Genomic DNA, 18,354 nt, shown 5'->3' with positions numbered 1-18,354 from the left:
GAGGACGTCAGGAGATTCGCGGGTCGACGGTCTATCTCCGCAGGGACGAAGAAGCGCGAAGCGCACCGCCCCGGTTTTGGACGGATGGGGCCGATGATGGTGATGCAGGATCGAGATGTCGGGGCGCGCTGGCTCGCGCGGGGAGCGTGGATCGGCGTCTCGCTCATCGCGATGAACCAGGTCGCGGCGGCTCAGCAGCCCTCCACCGCGCGCCGGCTCTTTCAAACCCTGCCCCGGTTCGACCTCGTCCCGGGCTCGACACGGATGGCGGAGCATTCCGCCGAACAGACCACGATCCGCGTCAGGGTTTCCATCGAGGCCGGCCCGCTCGAGCCGGCGCTCGCGGCCCTGTCCAAACAGGTGCAGCTCAAGCTGGCCTACAGGACGTCACTGACCGAAAATCTTTTCACGGCGGGCGTCGCCGGCGATCTCCTGCCCCTCGAGGCCTTGGCCAAGCTGCTGGAGAACACCGGTTTGACGTATCGCTCGGCCGGTACGTCGACCATCACGCTCGTCAATCCGCGCTTCGTCCAACTCGAAGCGCCGACGGCGCCGCCGGGAGGTGTCCTCCTCGATGAACTTTCGGTGGAGGCGCAGCGCGCGAGCGCCGCGGATTCGATGTCGGCCGCCTCACGCTTGTCCGCCCCCTATGCCGGGGGCCAGGTGGCACGGGGGGGACGGATCGGTTTGCTCGGCAATGTCGACACGGCGAAAACGCCGTTCAACGTCACGAGCTACACGGATCGCTTCATCCGGGACCAGCAGGCGAGCACCGTGTCCGAGGCACTCATCCTCGATCCCTCCGTCCGGGCCACGCAGACGACGGGCGCGCCCTTCGACTCTTTCTCCATCCGCGGCTTCCCCATCAACGAGGGGACCAGCGGCGAGATCGCCTTCGACGGGATCTACGGCGTAGCGCCGAGCCTGCGTGTCCTCACTGACTATGCCGAGCGAATCGAAGTCCTGAAGGGTCCCTCGGCGGCACTCTCGGGGATCGCTCCGAACGGGGGAATCGGGGGCGTCATCAACGTGGTTCCCAAGCGTGCGGGCGAGGATCTGACGCGTGTCACCCTCGATTACGGTTCGATCGCACGCGGCGGCGGCCAACTGGACATGGCGCGGCGGTACGGCGCGAACCGGGAATGGGGGGCGCGGTTCGTCGGCAGCCTGCGGGGCGGCGACACGCCCATCGACCGCCAATCCGAGACGACGGGGGTCGCGTCGCTCGCCCTCGATTACCAGGGGGACCGCTTCCGTGCGTGGCTTTACCTGCTGGCGCAGAACGATCGCTTCACCGCACCCCTGCGTCCTTTCCTTCTCAGGGCCGGCGTGCCCGTACCGAGGGCCGCCGACGGTCGTATGAACGTGAGCCAACCCTGGGAGTACTCGAAGGTGGACGATCGCGGCGGTCTGTTGCGCATGGAGTACGACCTGAGCGACCAGATCACCCTCTTCGGCGACATCGGCGGTTCGCAAACGGGTGTCGAGCGTTACTTCGCATCCGCACCGACCATCACCAACGTCCTCGGCGACACCACGACGGCCCCGCAATACTACAATCTTGGCGTCGACCGGCTCACCTATGACGCGGGCATCCGGGCCAAGTTCGAGACCGGATTCATCCGCCACGCCTTCGCGGTACAGACCTCGGTCTACACCGAGGATACGGGACGGGATCTTTCCGCCGTGCGCGGCAGCTATCTGTCGAACATCTACAATCCCGTCCTCGCCCCCTACATCGCTCCGGTCATCTCGTCGTCTCGGCCGCGCCTGTCCGACACTACGCTGACGGGGGTTTCAGTGGCGGACACGATGTCCGTTCTCGATGAGCGCATTCTCCTCACGGTGGGCGTGCGTCAGCAGCGTATCGAGGCCCGCAACTACGTCTCGAACGTGGGCACCCTGGCCTCGTCCTACGACCAGAGCGCGACCAGTCCCCTCGTCGGTCTCGTCGTCCGGCCCTGGGAGAACATCTCCCTTTACGGCAACTATATCGAGGGTCTGAGCCGCGGCGACATCGCTCCGGCCACCGCGACCAACTTCGGGGAGGTGTTGGCGCCCTACGTCGCGCAACAGGTCGAGGCCGGCGTGAAGGTGGATTTCGGCCGGATCGGCACCTCCTTCAGCGCCTTCCAGATCACGCGGCCCATCGGCGAACTGAGCCCGGACAGCCGCTATGCCCAAACCGGCGAACAGACCGTGAGCGGCTTGGAGTTCAACGTCTATGGCGAGATCGCACCGGAGCTGCGTGTCCTCGGCGGCCTCACCTTGCTCGACGGCGTGCGCACGCGATCCGCGCTGGCCGCCAATATGGGCAATCGGCCGATCGGCGTACCCGATGTGCAACTCAATCTCGGAGCGGAGTGGGATCTGCCCTGGGTCCCAGGCCTGACCCTGAACGGCGCTGTCATCTATACGGGGCGGCAATTCGTCGATACGGCGAACGCCCAGGCCCTGCCGGATTGGGCCCGTCTCGATCTCGGACTTCGCTACGCGACCCTGTTGGACGGGCGCCGGACGACGTTCCGCGCCAATGTGGTGAACGTAACGGGGACGAATTACTGGACCGGCGTGGCGTCGTTCGGCACGTTCTTCCAGGGGGCGCCGCGCACCTACCTGCTGTCGATGTCGATCGACCTCTGATCGGCGACTTTGCTTTCCGCGCGCGTTGCCGGTCGGGACGGGAACGCATGCCCGTTCCGATGCTCTGACGGCTTGCCGTCGGGCTCGACCACTGGCAGGCGTACTCCATGCTGGAAACCGCGCCTGCCCGCCGACCCTTCTCCGCCCTGCGCAACGCCCTCCGGAGCGAGGCCAGCGGCGGATTGATCCTGATGGCGAGCGCCGTGCTCGCCCTGATCGTCGCCAATTCCCCACTCGCGTCGAGCTACTTCGCCCTGCTCGGCGCCTATGTCGGCGGCCTCTCCGTGCTGCATTGGGTCAATGACGGCCTGATGGCCGTGTTCTTCCTGCTCGTCGGGCTGGAGATCAAGCGCGAGGTGCTGGACGGGCGGCTTCGCACCTGGCCGGACCGGGTCTTGCCCGGCATCGCGGCTCTGGGCGGGATGGTCGCGCCGGCGCTGATCTACGTCCTGGTCAACCGCTCCTCGCCCGAGACCCTGCGGGGTTGGGCGATCCCCACCGCCACCGATATCGCCTTCGCGCTCGGCGTCCTCGCCCTGCTCGGATCGCGCGTTCCCGTCTCGCTGAAGGTGTTCCTCACGGCGCTGGCCATCATCGACGATCTCGGCGCGGTGCTGATCATCGCCGCCTTCTACACCGCCAACCTGTCGCTACCGAGCCTCGCCGGTGCGGGCGTCGTCGTCGCGATCCTGTTCGGGTTGAACCGCGCGGGCGTGAGCCGCCTCTCGCCCTACCTCGTCCTCGGCGCGGTCCTGTGGTTCCTCGTGCTGAAATCGGGCATCCACGCCACCATCGCGGGCGTGCTCCTCGCTCTGACCATTCCCCTGCGCCTGAGCCCCGCCAGGCCCGACGACCCGGCTTCGCCGCTCCACAAGCTGGAACATGCGATCCATCCCTGGTCGGCCTATCTCGTCCTTCCCGTCTTCGGCTTCGCCAATGCGGGCGTCTCGTTCAGCGGCATGTCGCCGGCGATGCTGTCCGATCCGGTGACCCTCGGCGTGGCCCTTGGCCTCCTCATCGGCAAGCAGATCGGCGTGTTCGGCGCGGTCTTCGCCGCCGTGAAACTCGGCCTCGCCCAGCGCCCGGCCCATGCCGGCTGGTGGCAGATCTACGGCCTGTCGCTGCTCTGCGGCGTCGGCTTCACCATGAGCCTGTTCATCGGCCTCCTCGCCTTCGCGGACAATCCCGGTCTGGAGACCGAAACCAAGATCGGCGTGCTGCTCGGCTCCGTGACGTGCATGATCGCCGGCGCCGTCGTTCTTCTCCTCGCGCCCGCCCCCGACCGCCGGAGCGACGCCGCGGCGTGAGGACGCGGGCACGGTCTCATTCTGCATTGGCAACACAATCTTAAACGGAACCGCCTAGACTGGTCAGTCGGAGAGCAGGATGACTCGAAAGGCAGGCTTGGCTTTCAGCAAGGTGGCCGTGACGGTTTCGGTGGCGGCGGTGATCGGCGCGAGCCTGTTCGCCACTCACAGCAACGGTGACGACGCGGCAGCGTGGCGCGGCGCCTTTGCACGCCCGTCCGAACTGCCGGTGCCCGAGGGCGGTCCCGATACGCCGGCCCAGGTCGAGCTCGGCCGGACGCTGTTCTTCGATCCGGTTCTTTCGCAATCCCGCACCATCTCCTGCGCCACCTGCCACGAGCCGTCGCGCCATTGGGGCGACGGGCGGATGCGGGCGATCGGCGAGCCCGGGATCGAACTGAAGCTGCGCACGCCGACCCTGCTCAATGTCGGTTGGCTCGCGCCGCTCGGCTGGGACGGCAAGTTTCCGGACCTCGAATCCGTCGCCTTCACGCCGATCACCGGCCCGAATCTGATGAACCTCTCGGAAGAGGAGTTGATCGCCCGCCTGCGGGCCGATCCGGATTACGTCTCGGCCTTCGCCGCGACGTTCGAGGATCGTCAGGTCACGCGCGGCGGGATCGAGCGGGCGCTGGCCGCATTCCAGCGCACCATCGTGTCGGGAAGCGCGCCGTTCGACCGCTGGCGCGACGGCGATGCCTCGGCGGTGGAAGCCCCCGCAAAGGCGGGCTTCGCGCTGTTCAACGGCAAGGCCGGGTGCCACGAATGCCATTCCGGCTGGGCGTTCACCGACGGATCGTTCCACGATATCGGCGTCGGCCGGGACGACGATATCGGCCGGGGACGTCTGTTCCCGAAATCGAAGGGCCTGCAATACGCCTTCAAGACCCCGACCCTGCGCGACGTCGCGCAGCGCGGGCCCTACATGCATGACGGTTCGGTGGCGACCCTGCGCGAGGTCATCGATCTCTACGATCGTGGCGGCATCGAACGCCCGAGCCGTTCCCCCAGGATCCGGCCGCTCAACCTCTCCGAATCCGAGAAGGCCGATCTCCTGGCTTTCCTGGCCACGCTGACCGCCACGGAACCCAAGCAGAAGGCCGCGTCGAACTAAGACTTCGACGCGAGCTTCGCAGTCGCGAGGGCCGCCGCGGAAATTGCGGCGGGCTCGGCCGACAGGTTATCGTCCCGTCCCGCTCAGGTTCTAGCGGAACAGCGTCAACCCGACGCCGGCGAGCGACAGGCCCACGATCATCAGGGATCCGCCCCAGGTCTCGTAGGTTGCGGCCCGCGCCGCCACGCGCGTCGAAGCATAAGCGAAGCTGCCGCCTGCGATCAGGGTCGACAGGCTGAGTGTTGTAATCACGCGAGAGCCTTTCTGCTTGATACGGAGAGAGGGCTTAGGCGCCGCCCCTCGATGAAGACCAGCTTTTGCCGAAATATCCCGTCGACAATCTCGACGAGCGCCTACGCTGTTGCTCGGGGGTGACGTGGCCATTGATTCGTGCCTGGTCACGTGTGTTCGCGATACCGGCGCAGCCCACGGCTGGCCTCCCCGCTTCACAACCGCTCGGGGATGCGGATCGTCTGTGCCACGGTAGGGTAGCCGGTCTGGGAGATCGTTAACGATGCTTAAAAATCATTAACGAAATCCTTCCACGATCGATAAAATCTAAGTAGAACGACTTCAAGGCCGCCGAATGTCGGCGCTCCAGATTTCGCTAAGGCTTCACCACATGAGTGCGCGTTGTCGGTTGCCCGGCCCAAGTGCAATGTCTGCTGCCCTTCTGGTCCTCGTCACGAGCGCCACTGGGGCCAGTGCCCATGTCAAATGGTTCTGTGCATTCGACGTCGCTGGCGCGCCCGTCGGGCTCGGCGAGGTACTGTGCGATAGTTTCGAGCAACTCGTCGTCGTCTCGCTCCTGGCCCTGTTCGTCGGCGCGTTGCTTGAGCGGACGATCCTCGGCGAGGCGATGATGCGGTCCCTCGACCGGGTCACGGCCTGGGCGCGGGAGAACACCGAACTGATGTTCCGGGCGGTCTGCGGTGGCTTCTTCGTGTCGCTCTGGTCGCTCGGCGGCATCATCCTCACGCCCGAGCTCACCACCACCAGCACCGCCCTGCCCTGGTTCCAGCTCGCCATCGCGGCGGGGTTCCTGTGGCGGCAGACGATGCCGCTGTCGGCGCTCGGCATCGTCGTCCTGTTCGGGATCGCGGTGGCGAATTACGGCGTCTTCCACCTCGCGGATTATCCCGTCTTCCTCGGCGTCGCCGCCTATCTCGCTTTGACCGGGCTCCGGCGGGAGCTGTTCGGGATCCGGCCCCTCGACATCGTCCGCTACTCGGCGGCGGTGACGCTGATGTGGGCCTCGGTGGAGAAATGGGCCTATCCGCAATGGTCTTACCCGCTCTTCATCGAGCGCCCGGAACTGACCATGGGCTTCGACGGCGCCTTCTTCATGAAGGCCGCGGGGGCGGTGGAATTCGCCCTCGCCTTCGGGCTGCTCTGCACGCCCCTGGTGCGCCGCGTCGCGGCGATCGTGCTGGCGGCGGCCTTCGTCTCGGCGATCTTCGAATTCGGTAAGGTCGACGCGATCGGCCATTCCCCGATCATCGTGGCGATGGTGGCCATCGCCGCCGACGACGCCAGGGTTCCGCTGCGGGTCCGCCAGCTCGCGACGATGCCCTTCGGATACGGGGCCGCCCTCGCGAGTTTCATCGGGCTCTATTACGGCGCCCATGCCGCGCTGTCGGCGGCCGGGGCTTTGTAAGCCCGGGCCGGCATCCGGGACGCGTCGCGGTCAGTTGCCGTCGACGCGGACCGCCAGCTTCATCTTGGGGTGGATGCCGCACAGGACGGCGAAGGTCCCGCTCACGGGGAAGACGATCTCGGCCTTGCCGCCGGGCTCCTGATCGCCGGAATCGTAGCGGAATGTCGGGGAGTCGATATAGGCGTGATGCAGGAGGTCGCCGTCGTCGTTGACGATCTGAACGGTCTCGCCTTTCTTGATGACCAGCGCACTCGGCTGGAACGCCCGCCCCTTCTGCGAGATGCGGTAGACCTGTCCGGCCGCCGAGGCATGGAGGGCAAAGGCGGCGACGCCGGTCGCGACCAAGGCGAAGGCAGCGCTGAATGAAGTGATGCGTCTCATGCAACCTGTAGGTATGATTTTTTGCCCTTTCGCATTTTCACCGGGGCAAGTAAATATGCTGTTAATTGGCAAAGCTGTATGAAGGTTTCAAGCCCAGCTTAACTATTACAGGCGAACAATTTACGATGGGCCGGATGAGACACACTTAATGAATTCTATTCACGGTGGGAAATCCGCCAAGTCGGGCGAGAGGATCTGGCCGAGGCCGGTCGCCACGGCTGTCTCTTTTGCCGGCACTATCCGCGGTCGAATTCTGATCGCGTTTCTCATCATGACCGCCATTACGGGCATTCTCGGCCTCTCGGCGGCCTCGGGGATCCGCCGGGCCGACGAACTCGTGAGCCGGACCTTCGACCAGTCCCTCATGTCGATCAATTACGCGCGGGCCGCCGCCGCCGATTTCGCCAATATGCGCTCCCTGGAATCCCGTCGGCGGATGAGCGCCGATGCCGCCGTGAAGACGCAGCTCGAAGGCCGGCTCGAGACCCTCCGCCGCGTGTTCGCCGAGGATCTCGCCGTGGCGGTCGAGCGGGCCCAGTCGAGCCGCGCGACCCAGGCGGCGCAAGCCGTGGAGCGCTCGGTGAAGGATTGGGACGCCGCCCGCTCCGTCCTCGCCGGCCGCGAGACGAGGGAGGCCGATTGGGACGTCGTCGACCGGCATGCGGCCGCCGCCGAAGAGCATCTCGATCTCTTCATCAACCACACCGCCGGCGACGGTTTCATCTACCGGCAGCAGGCCCGCGCCATCGTCGCCCGCGAGACGCAGATCAACCTGTTCGGCACGCTGCTCGCCCTGTCCATGTCGGCCTTCGTCGCCTTCCTGCTGGCGCGGCGCATCATGCGGCCTGTGGCGGATGCGTCCATGGTCGCGTCGCGGATCGCGGCCGGCGACCTCAGCGTGACGATCCCGTCCGGCAGCGCGGACGAACTCGGCGCCCTCCTCGCCTCCATGGGCGTCATGCGCGACAACATCCGTCGGGCGATGGAGCAGGAGGTCGCGCAGCGCATCTCGGCGGAGGCGCATCTCGCCGACGCCCTCGAGACCTCCCTCGAAGGCATCGTGGTGGTCGATCAATCCGGGCGGATCGCGCTCATCAACGGGCAGGCGGAGGATTTCCTCGGATTCTGTCACGAGCCGCTGCCGCGGGACACGTCGCTCGCCGAGGTCGCCCGCGACGGCAACGCGCTCGCCCGCACGCTCCTCTCCGACGACGACGATTGGGCGGCGCCGCGCGAGACGCAGCTTCTCGACGGGCGCTGGCTCCGGATCAGCCGCAGCCGTACCCGCACCGGCGGCTTCATCGCGGTCTGCAGCGACATCACCCTGCTGAAGGTCCAGGAGGCGCATCTCCAATCGACCAACCTGCGCCTCGACACCGCCCTCGACAACATGTCCCAGGGCCTGTGCCTGTTCGACGCCGAGGGGCACCTCACCGTCGTCAACCGGCGCTATTGCGAGCTGTTCGACCTCGCGCCGGAAGACCTGCCGCTCGGCACGCCCTACGAGGACGTGGCCTCGCTCTACCTGGCCTCGGCCGAGGAGGGCACGGTTTTCGAGATCGAGGGACGGCAGATCTCGGCCGCCGGTTCGGGCTTCCGCCAGATGGGCAACGGACGTGTCCTCGCCGTCACCCACAAGCCCGTGGCCGGGGGCGGCATGGTCTCCACCTACGAGGACGTGACCGAGCGGCGTCAGGCCGATGCCCGCATCGCCTACATGGCCCGCCACGACGTCCTCACCGGCCTGCCCAACCGTGCCATGTTCGGCGAGCGGATCGAGGAGGCCCTGGCCCATCTCGGGCGCGGCGGCATGTTCGCCGTGCTCTGCCTCGACCTGGACCGGTTCAAGGAGGTCAACGACACCCTCGGGCACCCGGTCGGGGACGAACTCCTCAAGGCGGTGGGCAACCGGTTGAGCGCCTGCCTGCGCGAGGTCGATACCGTGGCCCGGCTCGGTGGCGACGAATTCGCCATCATCCTCGCGGGCGTGACCTACCCGGAGGAAGCCACCATCCTGGCGCGGCGGATCGTGGACGTGGTGAGCAATCCCTACGAGCTCGACGGCCAGCAGGTCGCGGTCGGGGTCAGCATCGGCATCTGCCTCGCGCCCGGCGACGGCACCAGCTGCGACAAGCTCCTCAAGAATGCCGACGTCGCCCTCTACCGCGCCAAGGCCGATGGGCGCGGCACCTGGCGCTTCTTCGAGGTGGAGATGGACATCCGGCTCCAGGCCCGCCGCGCCCTCGAACTCGACCTGCGCGAGGCCGTGGCCCAGGGCGCGTTCGAGATGTTCTACCAGCCGATCTACGATTTTCGCGGCCGCCGCGTCGGCGGGTTCGAAGCGCTGATGCGCTGGCATCATTCGGAGCGGGGCCTCGTTCCCCCGGGGGATTTCATCACGGTCGCCGAGGAGATCGGCCTCATCGTGCAACTCGGGGCCTGGGCCTTGCGCACCGCCTGCACCGAGGCCATGCGCTGGCCCGACGGCATCCGGGTCGCGGTCAACGTCTCCGTGGCCCAGTTCCGGGACGGCATCATCATCCATTCCGTCAAGGAGGCGCTGAGCCTCAGCCGCCTCCCCGCTGCGCGCCTGGAGCTCGAGATCACGGAATCGGTCCTGCTCAAGGACAATGCCGCCACCCTCGCCACCCTGCACGCCCTGCGACGCCTCGGCGTCCGGATCGCCATGGACGATTTCGGCACGGGCTACTCGTCGCTGAGCTACTTGCGCAGCTTCCCCTTCGACAAGATCAAGATCGACCAGTCCTTCGTCCGGGACATCACGGCGGCCGACGAATCCGCCTTCATCGTCCGCGCCGTCATCGGCCTCGGATTGAGCCTGCACATGCGCACCACCGGCGAGGGGATCGAGAACGAGATCCAGTTCGAGCGCCTGCGCCAGGAAGGCTGCGACGAGGGCCAGGGCTATTATATCGGCCGCCCCGAGGGTGCCGGGAGCATCCCCGAGGTGCTGGAACGCTGGTCGGGACGGCGCGGAGTCACCCAGCACGCCGTCGCGTGAGGAGAACCGCCCCCCTCTCCCCGCCGGGCGGGGAGCGGACCTTGTCCTCCCCTTGTTGGGAGGCGACGTGAGCCCGTCAGGGCGAGGGTGAGGGGGTATCTCCGGGTATGGCGCCTTCGGCCGCGCGCCCTCACCCTCGGCTGCCGCCTCGCCGCGCCGACGAYGGGGTCGTCGCGGCCCTCTCCCCGCGTGCGGGGAGAGGGGAATGCGCGCCGGCCTTCCGGCCTGGCAGGCATAAGGCACTTATCCAATCGGAAAAGGCCTCCCCGCGTGCGGGGAGAGGGGAATGCGCGCCGGCCTTCCGGCCTGGCAGGCATAAGGCACTTATCCAATCGGAAAAGGCTGGTTCCCCTCTCCCCGTGGGCGGGGAGAGGACGTCGTCCTCCCCTTGCCGGGAGGCGACGTGAGCCCGTCAGGGCGAGGGTGAGGGGGTATCTCCGGGTATGGCGCCTTCGGCCGCGCGCCCTCACCCTCGGCTGCCGCCTCGCCGCGCCGACGAYGGGGTCGTCGCGGCCCTCTCCCCGCGTGCGGGGAGAGGGGAATGCGCGCCGGCCTTCCGGCCTGGCAGGCATAAGGCACTTATCCAATCGGAAAAGGCTGGTTCCCCTCTCCCCGCCGGGCGGGGAGAGGACGTCGTCCTCCCCTTGTTGAGAGGCGACGTGAGCCCGGCAGGGCGAGGGGNCTCCCCGCGTGCGGGGAGAGGGGAATGCGCGCCGGCCTTCCGGCCTGGCAGGCATAAGGCACTTATCCAATCGGAAAAGGCTGGTTCCCCTCTCCCCGCCGGGCGGGGAGAGGACGTCGTCCTCCCCTTGTTGAGAGGCGACGTGAGCCCGGCAGGGCGAGGGTGAGGGGGTCTCTCCGGGGATGGCTTCTCCGGACGCGCCCCCTCACCCTCGGCTGCCGCCTCGCCGCGCCGACGACGGGGTCGTCGCGGCCCTCTCCCCGCATGCGGGGAGAGGAGAATGCGCACCGATCCCTATTGTGGCGCTGGGGTCGGCGCCGGGTCTGCCGGCGCAGGGTCCGCCGCGCTCGCCGTCTCGGTGGATTTGGCCAGTTCGGGATAGGGCCCGATGACCTGAGCGCCGTTGAGGGGCTTGCTCTGGCCGTTGTGGCAGGTGGTGCAATTCACCTTCGGCACGTCGCCGAGCATGCCGAGGCGGGCGGTGGGGAAGGTCGAGGTCAGCGGCTCGAGGTAATTGCCGTTGATGTCCCGCACCATGCGGATGCCGTGCCAGGCGGTGGTGCGCTGGGGCGTGCTCTGCGACCAGTTCGAGATCGCCCTTGTGTTGTGGCAGAAGGTGCAGTTGACCCCGAGACCCTCCGACATGTGGATCATCAGGCCGTAGGTCTTCTCCGCGTCCTGGATCGGCTTGCCCTTGGTGGTGGGAAGCGCCGTGGTGGCGTTCACCCGGATGGCGTTGTTGTCGATGGTCTTGTCGGCGAGGTACTCGGTCAGCGTGTCGTAGGGCAGCGAGGCGAGGCCCACCGAGGCCTTGGCCAGGTTCTGCCCGTTGTTGCGGGCGATGAAGCCGCCGGGGCGGTTCGGGCCGGGATCGGTGAACCAGACATGGGCCGGCACCGGCTGGCCGCGGTGGCAGGTGAAGCAGGTGACGCCGGTGCCGCCCACATGGTTGTCCTTCCAGCTTTCGTTGATGTGCTGGGTCATCTGCAGCATCCGGCGGGCGACCTTCTTCTGGTAGAGGCTGTCGTCGGCCATGTTCTCGGTGTTGTGGCAGTAGGTGCAGCCCTGTTCAGGGCTGACCCATTCGGTCATCGAGACCATCAGGCGGTTGAACTCGTTGACGCTGACGTTCTTGAGGACCTGGACGTTCTCGTAGGTGGCGCCGGCGAGTTCCTCGCCGGGCTCGGCCGGGTCGGCCGGCGCCGGCGCGACATTGGCCGCCTTCGTCTCGGCCGCCCCGGCACGGGTATGGATCTGGTCCATCGCCGTGCCGCGAAAGCCGCTCTGCTGAACCGCGAGGGGCGGCCGGTCCCAGTCGGTCAGACCGACCATCGCGATGGTGAGGAAGAAGGCGATCGAGCCAGCGAGGACAGTGAAAAACGTCTTCATGGGACCGCCCCCGGCATGCTCAAGGGATCGACGACCGGCGCATAGACCTGCGGATAGGACGGGGCGACGCCGTGCTTGACCGCCCAGAGATACCAATTGTCGACCACCGTGCCGGTGAGCAGGATGCCGATGCCGCCGGTGAGGGTGGTCAGCACCGCGAACCACCAGGCCCAGCGGTGGACCGATTCCATGGTGGCGTTGAAGCCCATGGTCCAGCGCCAGAACAGGGCGGCGCGCTCGGTGGCGGTGCCGCGATCGACGATCTGGTCGATCTCGCGCTCGCCGCCGAAGCGGCTCACCGCCAGGATGGTGGCGCCATGCATCGCGAAGAGCAGCGTCGACCCGTAGAGGAAGACGATCGAGAGCATGTGGAACGGGTTGTAGAAGAGGTTGCCGTAGCGGAGCGAGAAGGCGGCGGTCCAGTCGAGATGCGGGAAGATGCCGAAGGGCACCGCCTCGCTCCACGACCCCATCAGGATCGGCCGGATGAAGCCGAGAACCAGGAACAGCCAGATCGCGGAGGCGAAGGCCCAGGGCACGTGGGTGCCGAGTCCCAGCGCCCGGGCGCGGCGATAGAGCCGCACCCACCACAGCAGGATCGAGGCGGTGAGGAAGAAGCCGGCGATCAGCCACCATCCGCCCTCCTGCAGCGGCGGCAGGATCTTGAGCCCGTATTGCGGTCGCGGCGGCTCCAGGGCGAGCCAGGGCAACTGGCGCACGAACTGGACCGGGTCCCAGTTCACCGAGGCCCACATGTTGAGGCCGACGATCTCGAAGGCGATGAGGAAGCACACGCCCGAGAGGGCGCCGAGATAGCCGATATAGATCGGGCCGACCTGGGCGTTGCCGAACAGGCCGAACAGGTAGCTGTGGAACGGCGTGCCCCAGCGCCGGTCGACATCGACGGGAACGCCGAGTTCCGGAATGGTGGAGCGGACTTGGACCTCTGTGAAGATGTTTTGATAGTAGGCCATGGTCGTCGTGCCCCGCTCAGCAGGTTTCGCAGGATTGGTCACCGGTTTCGCGTCGTGAACTCTGCGGCGCTCGTCAGCGCCAGACCGGGAGATTGAGCCACCAGCCCCACCATTCCGGCCAGCCACGGGTCCAGAACGGGCCGCTGATGATGATGCAGACGGCGCTCCAGAAGCCCGCCGAGAGGGCGAGGAACAGGCCGAGCCGGTGGATGCCGAGCGTGCCAATCGAGTAGCCGATCGTGTCGCGGAAGAAGGTGTCCTCGTGCTCGGGGGTCTTCACCACCTGGCCCTTGCCCGGATTGGTGGCGGAGAGGATCAGGGCGCCGTGCAGGGACAGGGCGAACGTCGTCGTGAAGAAGAACGACACCGCCAGCATGTGCGCCGGATTGTAGTGGAAGTGCAGGTACTGGTAGCCGGTGTTCGAAACCCAATCGAGATGGGAGAGGATGCCGTAGGGGAAGCCGTGGCCCCAGGCGCCCATCAGGAACGGCCGGATCACCACCAGCGAGACATAGGCGAAGATCGCCACCGAGAAGGCGAAGGGCACGTGGTAGCCGATGCCGAGCTTGCGGCAGATCTCGACCTCGCGCAGGGCCCAGGAGACGAACGACCCGATGGCGCAGAAGGTGATGATCTGCCAGAGGCCGCCCTCCTTGAGGGGGGCGAGCGCCAGCCCGTATTTGAGGTCGGGCGGCGCGATGTTGATCTGCCAGATGTTCCAGGTCGGCCCGAGCGCCGCGCCGTAGATGATCAGCGCGGTGCCGAGCACCGAGAAGAACAAGGTCGTGACGCCGAAGAACCCGACATAGAACGGCCCGACCCAGAAATCGAACAGGTCTCCACCGAGCAACGTGCCGCCGCGGACGCGATATTTTCGTTCGAAACTCAGCATCGCCATCGCGAATACCTCCCGGCTTCACAGGTCACGATTCTTGATGGATGGGCGCATCCGTCAGGGTGCGCGTCGTCCCCCTCCCCCTTGTGGGGAGGGGCCAGGGGTGGGGGTGGCGCCGCCAGCCTCCGCAGTAGGAAGGTCGCCCAGCCACCCCCACCTCCAACTCCTCCCCGCACCCATCTCGGGCTTGCCCGATATGGGCACCTGACATGCGGGTCTCGGGCGAGCCCGAGACCCGGAGGGGGAGGAGGGTGATCCCGGCCCGCCCCGTCAGGCGGGCATCGTCGGCAGGACCAGCGTCTGCGCATTGGCGGCGCGCGGGGCCTTGGGGCCTTCCAGCCAGTTGAACCGGTCGGTGCTGAGCAGGATGAAGTGGATCAGCAGCGCCAGGATGAACAGGAAGGTGAAGAGCGCCACCAGCGTGCGGCGCGGATCGAAGAGAAGCCAGACCTTGTGCATGGGTGCGATCCTCCTCAGGAGATCATCGAGACGAGGCCGTGCGCGGCGCTCGTGACGGTGTCGAGGGCGGCGTAGCCCTTGGGGCCGGGCAGCCACGGGCGCCACATCCAGACGAGGATATGCGCGACCACGGCGATGGCCGTGAAGATGATGAAGCTCGTCAGGAAGATCGCGTGGAACTCCTTGGCTTCGGGTTCGGTCAGCCCGGACAGGCTGCTCGCTTTTTCGATTCCACTGGACATGATGTGAGCCTCCGCTTTCGTCTGGCCGGGCGTGCTCCACGCGCGGCGGGTGAGGTCGCGGGGGCCGGCAGCGGCGCTCGCGACGGTCGTTCCCCCCTCGTCGGACGGGAGGTCGTTCGGGTTCCGGATCGGGCGGGCATCCGCCCGGGGCGATCCGGCCCCGGAAAGCGTCAGCCCATGAAGACGAAGGGGATCGCCGACTCGGCCATGGCCTTGGCCTCGCCGAAGACCGAGCGCCGGGTGATGAGTCCGTGGCCCGCCGGAGCCCGGGCCGGGACGAGGCGCTGGAGCGCCGCCGCCGCGAGGAAGAACGGGTAGGTCGCCACCAGGAGGAGACGGAACTGCAGCGCGTGCCGCTGCAGGCGCGTCATCGGACGCGACGGGGCGGGACGCGAAAGGGACTGGCGGGACGGCATGGTCATCGACTGCATGGCGGAAATCTCCTGTCCGCGATCCGCGGCGGTCGGCCTCGCGAGGAAGCCGGTTCTCGACGGAAACGGCGCCGCGCCGCTCCAGCCGGAAAGAGGGTGTGGGGCGGGGGCGCTCATGCCGCCGCTCCGAGGGTGAGGTCCGCATGCGCGCGCTCGACCTCGGCCGGGCCGACGCGGTCCTGGCCGGCATTCCGGGTCGCCCGTTCGGCGGCGTCGCGCAGGCGCTTGGCCACCGAGATCCGCACCAGCACCGGATGGGCCTCGACGAGGTCGTCGAGGAGGGTGCGGGCGGCCTCGTCCCAGGGCAGCTCGCGGTGGATCCGGGCCGGCGTCGCCTCGACCCGGTCCATGTCGCGGGCGAGCGGCAGGATGTGGAAGAGCATGTCGAACAGGGCGTTGCAGACCTCCTGGATGAGGTAGGTCGCGCCCGAGAAGCCCATGAACGGCGTGCCGGTATGGCGGCGGATGATGGCGCCGGGGAAGGAGGCCGGCACGAACACCGCCCGCGAACCGCATTCGGCCGCGTACATGCGCTCGTTGAACGAGCCGAACAGGACGAGGGGCGGGTTGGCCTTGATCGCGTCCCGCACCGCCGCGTTGTCGGTCTTGGCGCCGGGCCGGCGCGAGATCGCGAAGGTGCAGGGCAGGCCCATCTCGTCTTCGAGGAAGCGGCGCACGCCCCGCGCATAGGTGTCGGAGGCGACGATGCCGAAGCTCGCGGTGCCGAAGAAGTCCTGGGTCACGGAGCGCCACAGGTCCCAGACCGGCTTGATCGTGGTGTGGCGCTCGCGCTCGATGAAGGGCTCCGGATCGAGGCCGAGGATCTCACCGAGCTTGCGCAGGAACCGGGTGGTGGCGTGAAGCCCGATCGGCGCCTGCAGGTAGGGCCGCTCCAGGGCTTCGCAGAGCAGGCGGCCGAACTCGCGGTAGAGGCAGATATTGGCATCCGCGTTCACGAGTTTGGGCACGTCGGCGAGATGCGAGCCGAGGGGAAAGGCGAGGTTCACCTCGGCCCCGATCCCCTCCACGAGGCGGCGGATCTCGGCCAGATCCGAGGGCATGTTGAAGGTGCCGTAGGCCGGGCCGATGATGTTGACGCGGGGGCGCTCGTCCTCCTTGCGAGGAGGCCTTGCCGGGATGCCCTTCTTGGCGAATTTCCGGGCGCCGTATTCCTGCCAGAGCCAGGACATCGCCCGGTCGGCGGTCTGCCACTGATCCTCGTCGATGGTGCGCGGCAGGAAGCGCTGGAGGTTGGTGCCCTCCGGGGTCACGCCGCCGCCGATCATCTCGGCGATGGAGCCGGTGACGACCACGCTCGGCATGCCCGGATCGAGGGTGGCATGGGCCCGCTTCATCGCGGCCTCGGTGCCGTGGCGGCCGAGCTCTTCCTCGGCGAGCCCGGTGACCACGATGGGCAATTCGTGCGGCGGCAGCGCGTCGGTGTAGTGGAGCACCGAGGTGACCGGCAGGTTCTCGCAGCCGACGGGGCCGTCGATGACGACCTGCAACCCCTTGATGGCGGTGAAGACGTAGACGGCGCCCCAATAGCCGCCGGCCCGGTCGTGATCGAGGACGAGCATCAGGCCATCTCCCCGATCGGGTTGTGAGAGGGTTTTCCGCGCGTCGCCGAGGCGACGTTCTGGCGGATTGTCGGCACCTCTTCCCAGATCCCGGCGGCATGGCCCTCGCCGACCCCGTCGAAGAAGTCCCGCATGGCGTCGAACCGGTGCCGGTTGCCGAGGGCCGTGTTGATCACCTTGGCGAGCGACCCGGCGCCGGCGACGCCCATGAGCGGGCGGGCCGAGATCAGGTTGGTGAAGTAGAGGGCGGGGATCGCCCGCTCCTTGGCGGCCTGCACCACCGGCGTGGTGCCGATGGCGAGGTCCGGGCGGAACTCGCGCATGGCGGAGAGGTCGTCCTCCAGCGAGGCGCGGAAGCGCACCATGACGCCGCGTGATTCCAGCCAGTCGCGGTCGGCCTCCGAATAGGGCGTGCGCGGGCAGGCGGTGCCGACGTAGCGCAGGTCCGCGCCGCTCTCGATGAGGAGCCGGCCCACCAGCAGTTCAGACCCCTCGTAGCCCGAGAGCGTGATCCGGCCCTTGATCGGCGCGGCGGCCAGCGCCCCCTGGATCATCGGGAGGAGCCGGTTCTTGGCGGCCTCCAAGATGGCGCGCGGCACGGCGCAGGCCTCGCCGATCCGGTCGAGCCAATCGGCGGTACCGTCATGGCCGACGGGGGCGGAGCCGACGATGGGGCGGCCGGCGAGTTCGAATTCGCGGATCGAGGCGGTGTAGAACGGGTGGATCGCCGCCACCGCCGCGCAGTCGAGCGCCGCGTAGAGTTCGCGCCATTCGCGGGTCGGCACCACGGGGCCGGCGCTGAGGCCCAGCGGCTCGAGCAGGCCGCCGATCACCACCGGGTCGGCCGGGAACATCTCGCCGAGCAGCGTCACGCTGGGGCGCTCGGAGCGACCGAGGCGCGGGGCCTGGACCGGACCCTGCTCGGCCTCGGAGCGGGCGAATTTCAGCATGGCCCCGGCGAGCACGTCCTTGGCTTCCGCATGGGTCGGCACGCCGAAGCCCGGCACGTCGATGCCGATGATGCGGACCCCGTCGATCTCTTTCGGGAGAAGACGCAGCGGCACGCCGGAGGCGGTGGGGACGCAGAGGTTGATGACGACGATTGCGTCGTAATCGGCGGGTCTCGCCGTCTCGAACACCGCCTCGCGGATATCCTCGAACAGCTTGCCGGTGACCAGGGTCTCGGAATTGAACGGTACGTATCCGACGCTGCGCTTGGCCCCGTAGAAATGCGACGTGAAGGTGAGCCCGTAGACGCAGCAGGCCGAGCCCGACAGGATCGTCGCCGTGCGGCGCATGCGCAGGCCGACGCGCAAGGAGCCAAAGGCCGGGCACATGCTCTGGGGCTGGTCGTGCGGCCCCTGCGGGTAGTCCTTTCGGAGTTGCTCCAGCGTCTCCGACATCCCGGCGGCTTCGGCGGCCGCCCGCATCGCGTCCTTGCCGGAATGGCAGCCGAGCCCGTCGGACTGGGTGGCGGCGAGGTTCACCGCCTCCGCAGGGAGTGCGGCGGGAGCCAGGGTCGAGGCGGGGCGCTCTTGACGCGCACGTAGATCAGAGATGTCGAGGGAGACGGCCATG

Annotated in this window: 15 protein-coding genes; 5 read left to right on the top strand and 10 right to left on the bottom strand. The window is 67.7% G+C overall.

What is annotated here, in order from left to right; all coding sequences use genetic code 11:
• The first annotated feature begins 618 nt into the window (after nt 1–618).
• The 3 genes from ASF32_RS06920 (at nt 619) to ASF32_RS06910 (ending at nt 5,064) form a co-directional block, all read left to right on the top strand.
• Complete coding sequence (locus ASF32_RS06920) at nt 619–2,643, top strand: TonB-dependent receptor (protein WP_056425508.1); 2,025 nt, start codon at nt 619–621, stop codon at nt 2,641–2,643.
• Between the two features lie 107 nt (nt 2,644–2,750).
• A complete protein-coding gene (gene nhaA, locus ASF32_RS06915) occupies nt 2,751–3,950 on the top strand; it encodes a Na+/H+ antiporter NhaA (RefSeq protein ID WP_056425373.1) in 1,200 nt (399 codons plus the stop codon).
• Between the two features lie 79 nt (nt 3,951–4,029).
• Nucleotides 4,030–5,064 carry a cytochrome c peroxidase gene (locus ASF32_RS06910; RefSeq protein WP_056425370.1) on the top strand — a complete coding sequence of 345 codons (1,035 nt, stop codon included), beginning with the start codon at nt 4,030–4,032 and terminating at the stop codon, nt 5,062–5,064.
• 90 nt (nt 5,065–5,154) lie between these two features.
• On the opposite strand, the gene ASF32_RS25895 is transcribed toward ASF32_RS06910, so the two are convergent.
• Complete coding sequence (locus ASF32_RS25895; RefSeq protein ID WP_200919063.1) at nt 5,155–5,316, bottom strand: hypothetical protein; 162 nt, start codon at nt 5,314–5,316, stop codon at nt 5,155–5,157.
• A gap of 406 nt (nt 5,317–5,722) precedes the next feature.
• Between ASF32_RS25895 and ASF32_RS06905 the strand changes: the two genes are divergently transcribed.
• Entirely contained in the window at nt 5,723–6,721 is a 999-nt protein-coding gene (locus tag ASF32_RS06905) for a hypothetical protein (RefSeq protein WP_056425367.1), read from the top strand.
• A gap of 30 nt (nt 6,722–6,751) precedes the next feature.
• Here the strand turns inward: ASF32_RS06905 and ASF32_RS06900 are convergent, their stop codons facing one another.
• Complete coding sequence (locus tag ASF32_RS06900) at nt 6,752–7,102, bottom strand: hypothetical protein (protein ID WP_056425364.1); 351 nt, start codon at nt 7,100–7,102, stop codon at nt 6,752–6,754.
• A 271-nt stretch (nt 7,103–7,373) separates the two neighbouring features.
• On the opposite strand from ASF32_RS06900, the gene ASF32_RS06895 reads away from it, so the two are divergent.
• Complete coding sequence (locus ASF32_RS06895; protein WP_244477992.1) at nt 7,374–10,124, top strand: EAL domain-containing protein; 2,751 nt, start codon at nt 7,374–7,376, stop codon at nt 10,122–10,124.
• 976 nt (nt 10,125–11,100) lie between these two features.
• On the opposite strand, the gene pufC is transcribed toward ASF32_RS06895, so the two are convergent.
• The 8 genes from pufC to bchY form a co-directional block, all read right to left on the bottom strand.
• Nucleotides 11,101–12,195: a photosynthetic reaction center cytochrome PufC gene (gene pufC / locus ASF32_RS06890; RefSeq protein ID WP_056425358.1), complete on the bottom strand. Its 1,095-nt coding sequence runs from the start codon at nt 12,193–12,195 to the stop codon at nt 11,101–11,103.
• The gene (gene pufM / locus ASF32_RS06885) at nt 12,192–13,169 is read right to left on the bottom strand and encodes a photosynthetic reaction center subunit M (protein WP_056425355.1); all 978 of its coding nucleotides are present in this window, start codon (nt 13,167–13,169) and stop codon (nt 12,192–12,194) included. The genes pufC and pufM overlap by 4 nt, the downstream gene beginning before the upstream one ends.
• Before the next feature lie 73 nt (nt 13,170–13,242).
• Nucleotides 13,243–14,067: a photosynthetic reaction center subunit L gene (pufL, locus tag ASF32_RS06880; protein ID WP_056250853.1), complete on the bottom strand. Its 825-nt coding sequence runs from the start codon at nt 14,065–14,067 to the stop codon at nt 13,243–13,245.
• Nucleotides 14,068–14,334: 267 nt separating this feature from the next.
• On the bottom strand, nt 14,335–14,523 hold the full coding sequence (gene pufA / locus ASF32_RS06875; RefSeq protein ID WP_018043293.1) for a light-harvesting antenna LH1, alpha subunit: 189 nt from the start codon (nt 14,521–14,523) through the stop codon (nt 14,335–14,337).
• Nucleotides 14,524–14,537: 14 nt separating this feature from the next.
• Nucleotides 14,538–14,765: a light-harvesting antenna LH1, beta subunit gene (gene pufB, locus ASF32_RS06870; RefSeq protein WP_018043292.1), complete on the bottom strand. Its 228-nt coding sequence runs from the start codon at nt 14,763–14,765 to the stop codon at nt 14,538–14,540.
• Nucleotides 14,766–14,935: 170 nt separating this feature from the next.
• Complete coding sequence (locus ASF32_RS06865) at nt 14,936–15,136, bottom strand: hypothetical protein (RefSeq protein WP_156467717.1); 201 nt, start codon at nt 15,134–15,136, stop codon at nt 14,936–14,938.
• Between the two features lie 173 nt (nt 15,137–15,309).
• Nucleotides 15,310–16,776 carry a chlorophyllide a reductase subunit Z gene (bchZ, locus tag ASF32_RS06860; protein ID WP_056425352.1) on the bottom strand — a complete coding sequence of 489 codons (1,467 nt, stop codon included), beginning with the start codon at nt 16,774–16,776 and terminating at the stop codon, nt 15,310–15,312.
• Nucleotides 16,776–18,353, bottom strand: a complete 1,578-nt coding sequence (gene bchY / locus ASF32_RS06855; RefSeq protein ID WP_056425348.1) for a chlorophyllide a reductase subunit Y — start codon at nt 18,351–18,353, stop codon at nt 16,776–16,778. Before bchY ends, bchZ begins: the two co-directional genes overlap by 1 nt.
• Nucleotide 18,354 lies beyond the last annotated feature (1 nt).

It is taken from the genome of Methylobacterium sp. Leaf91 (genome assembly GCF_001422815.1).
Lineage (GTDB): Bacteria > Pseudomonadota > Alphaproteobacteria > Rhizobiales > Beijerinckiaceae > Methylobacterium.
This window is presented reverse-complemented; position numbering and strand designations above follow the sequence as displayed.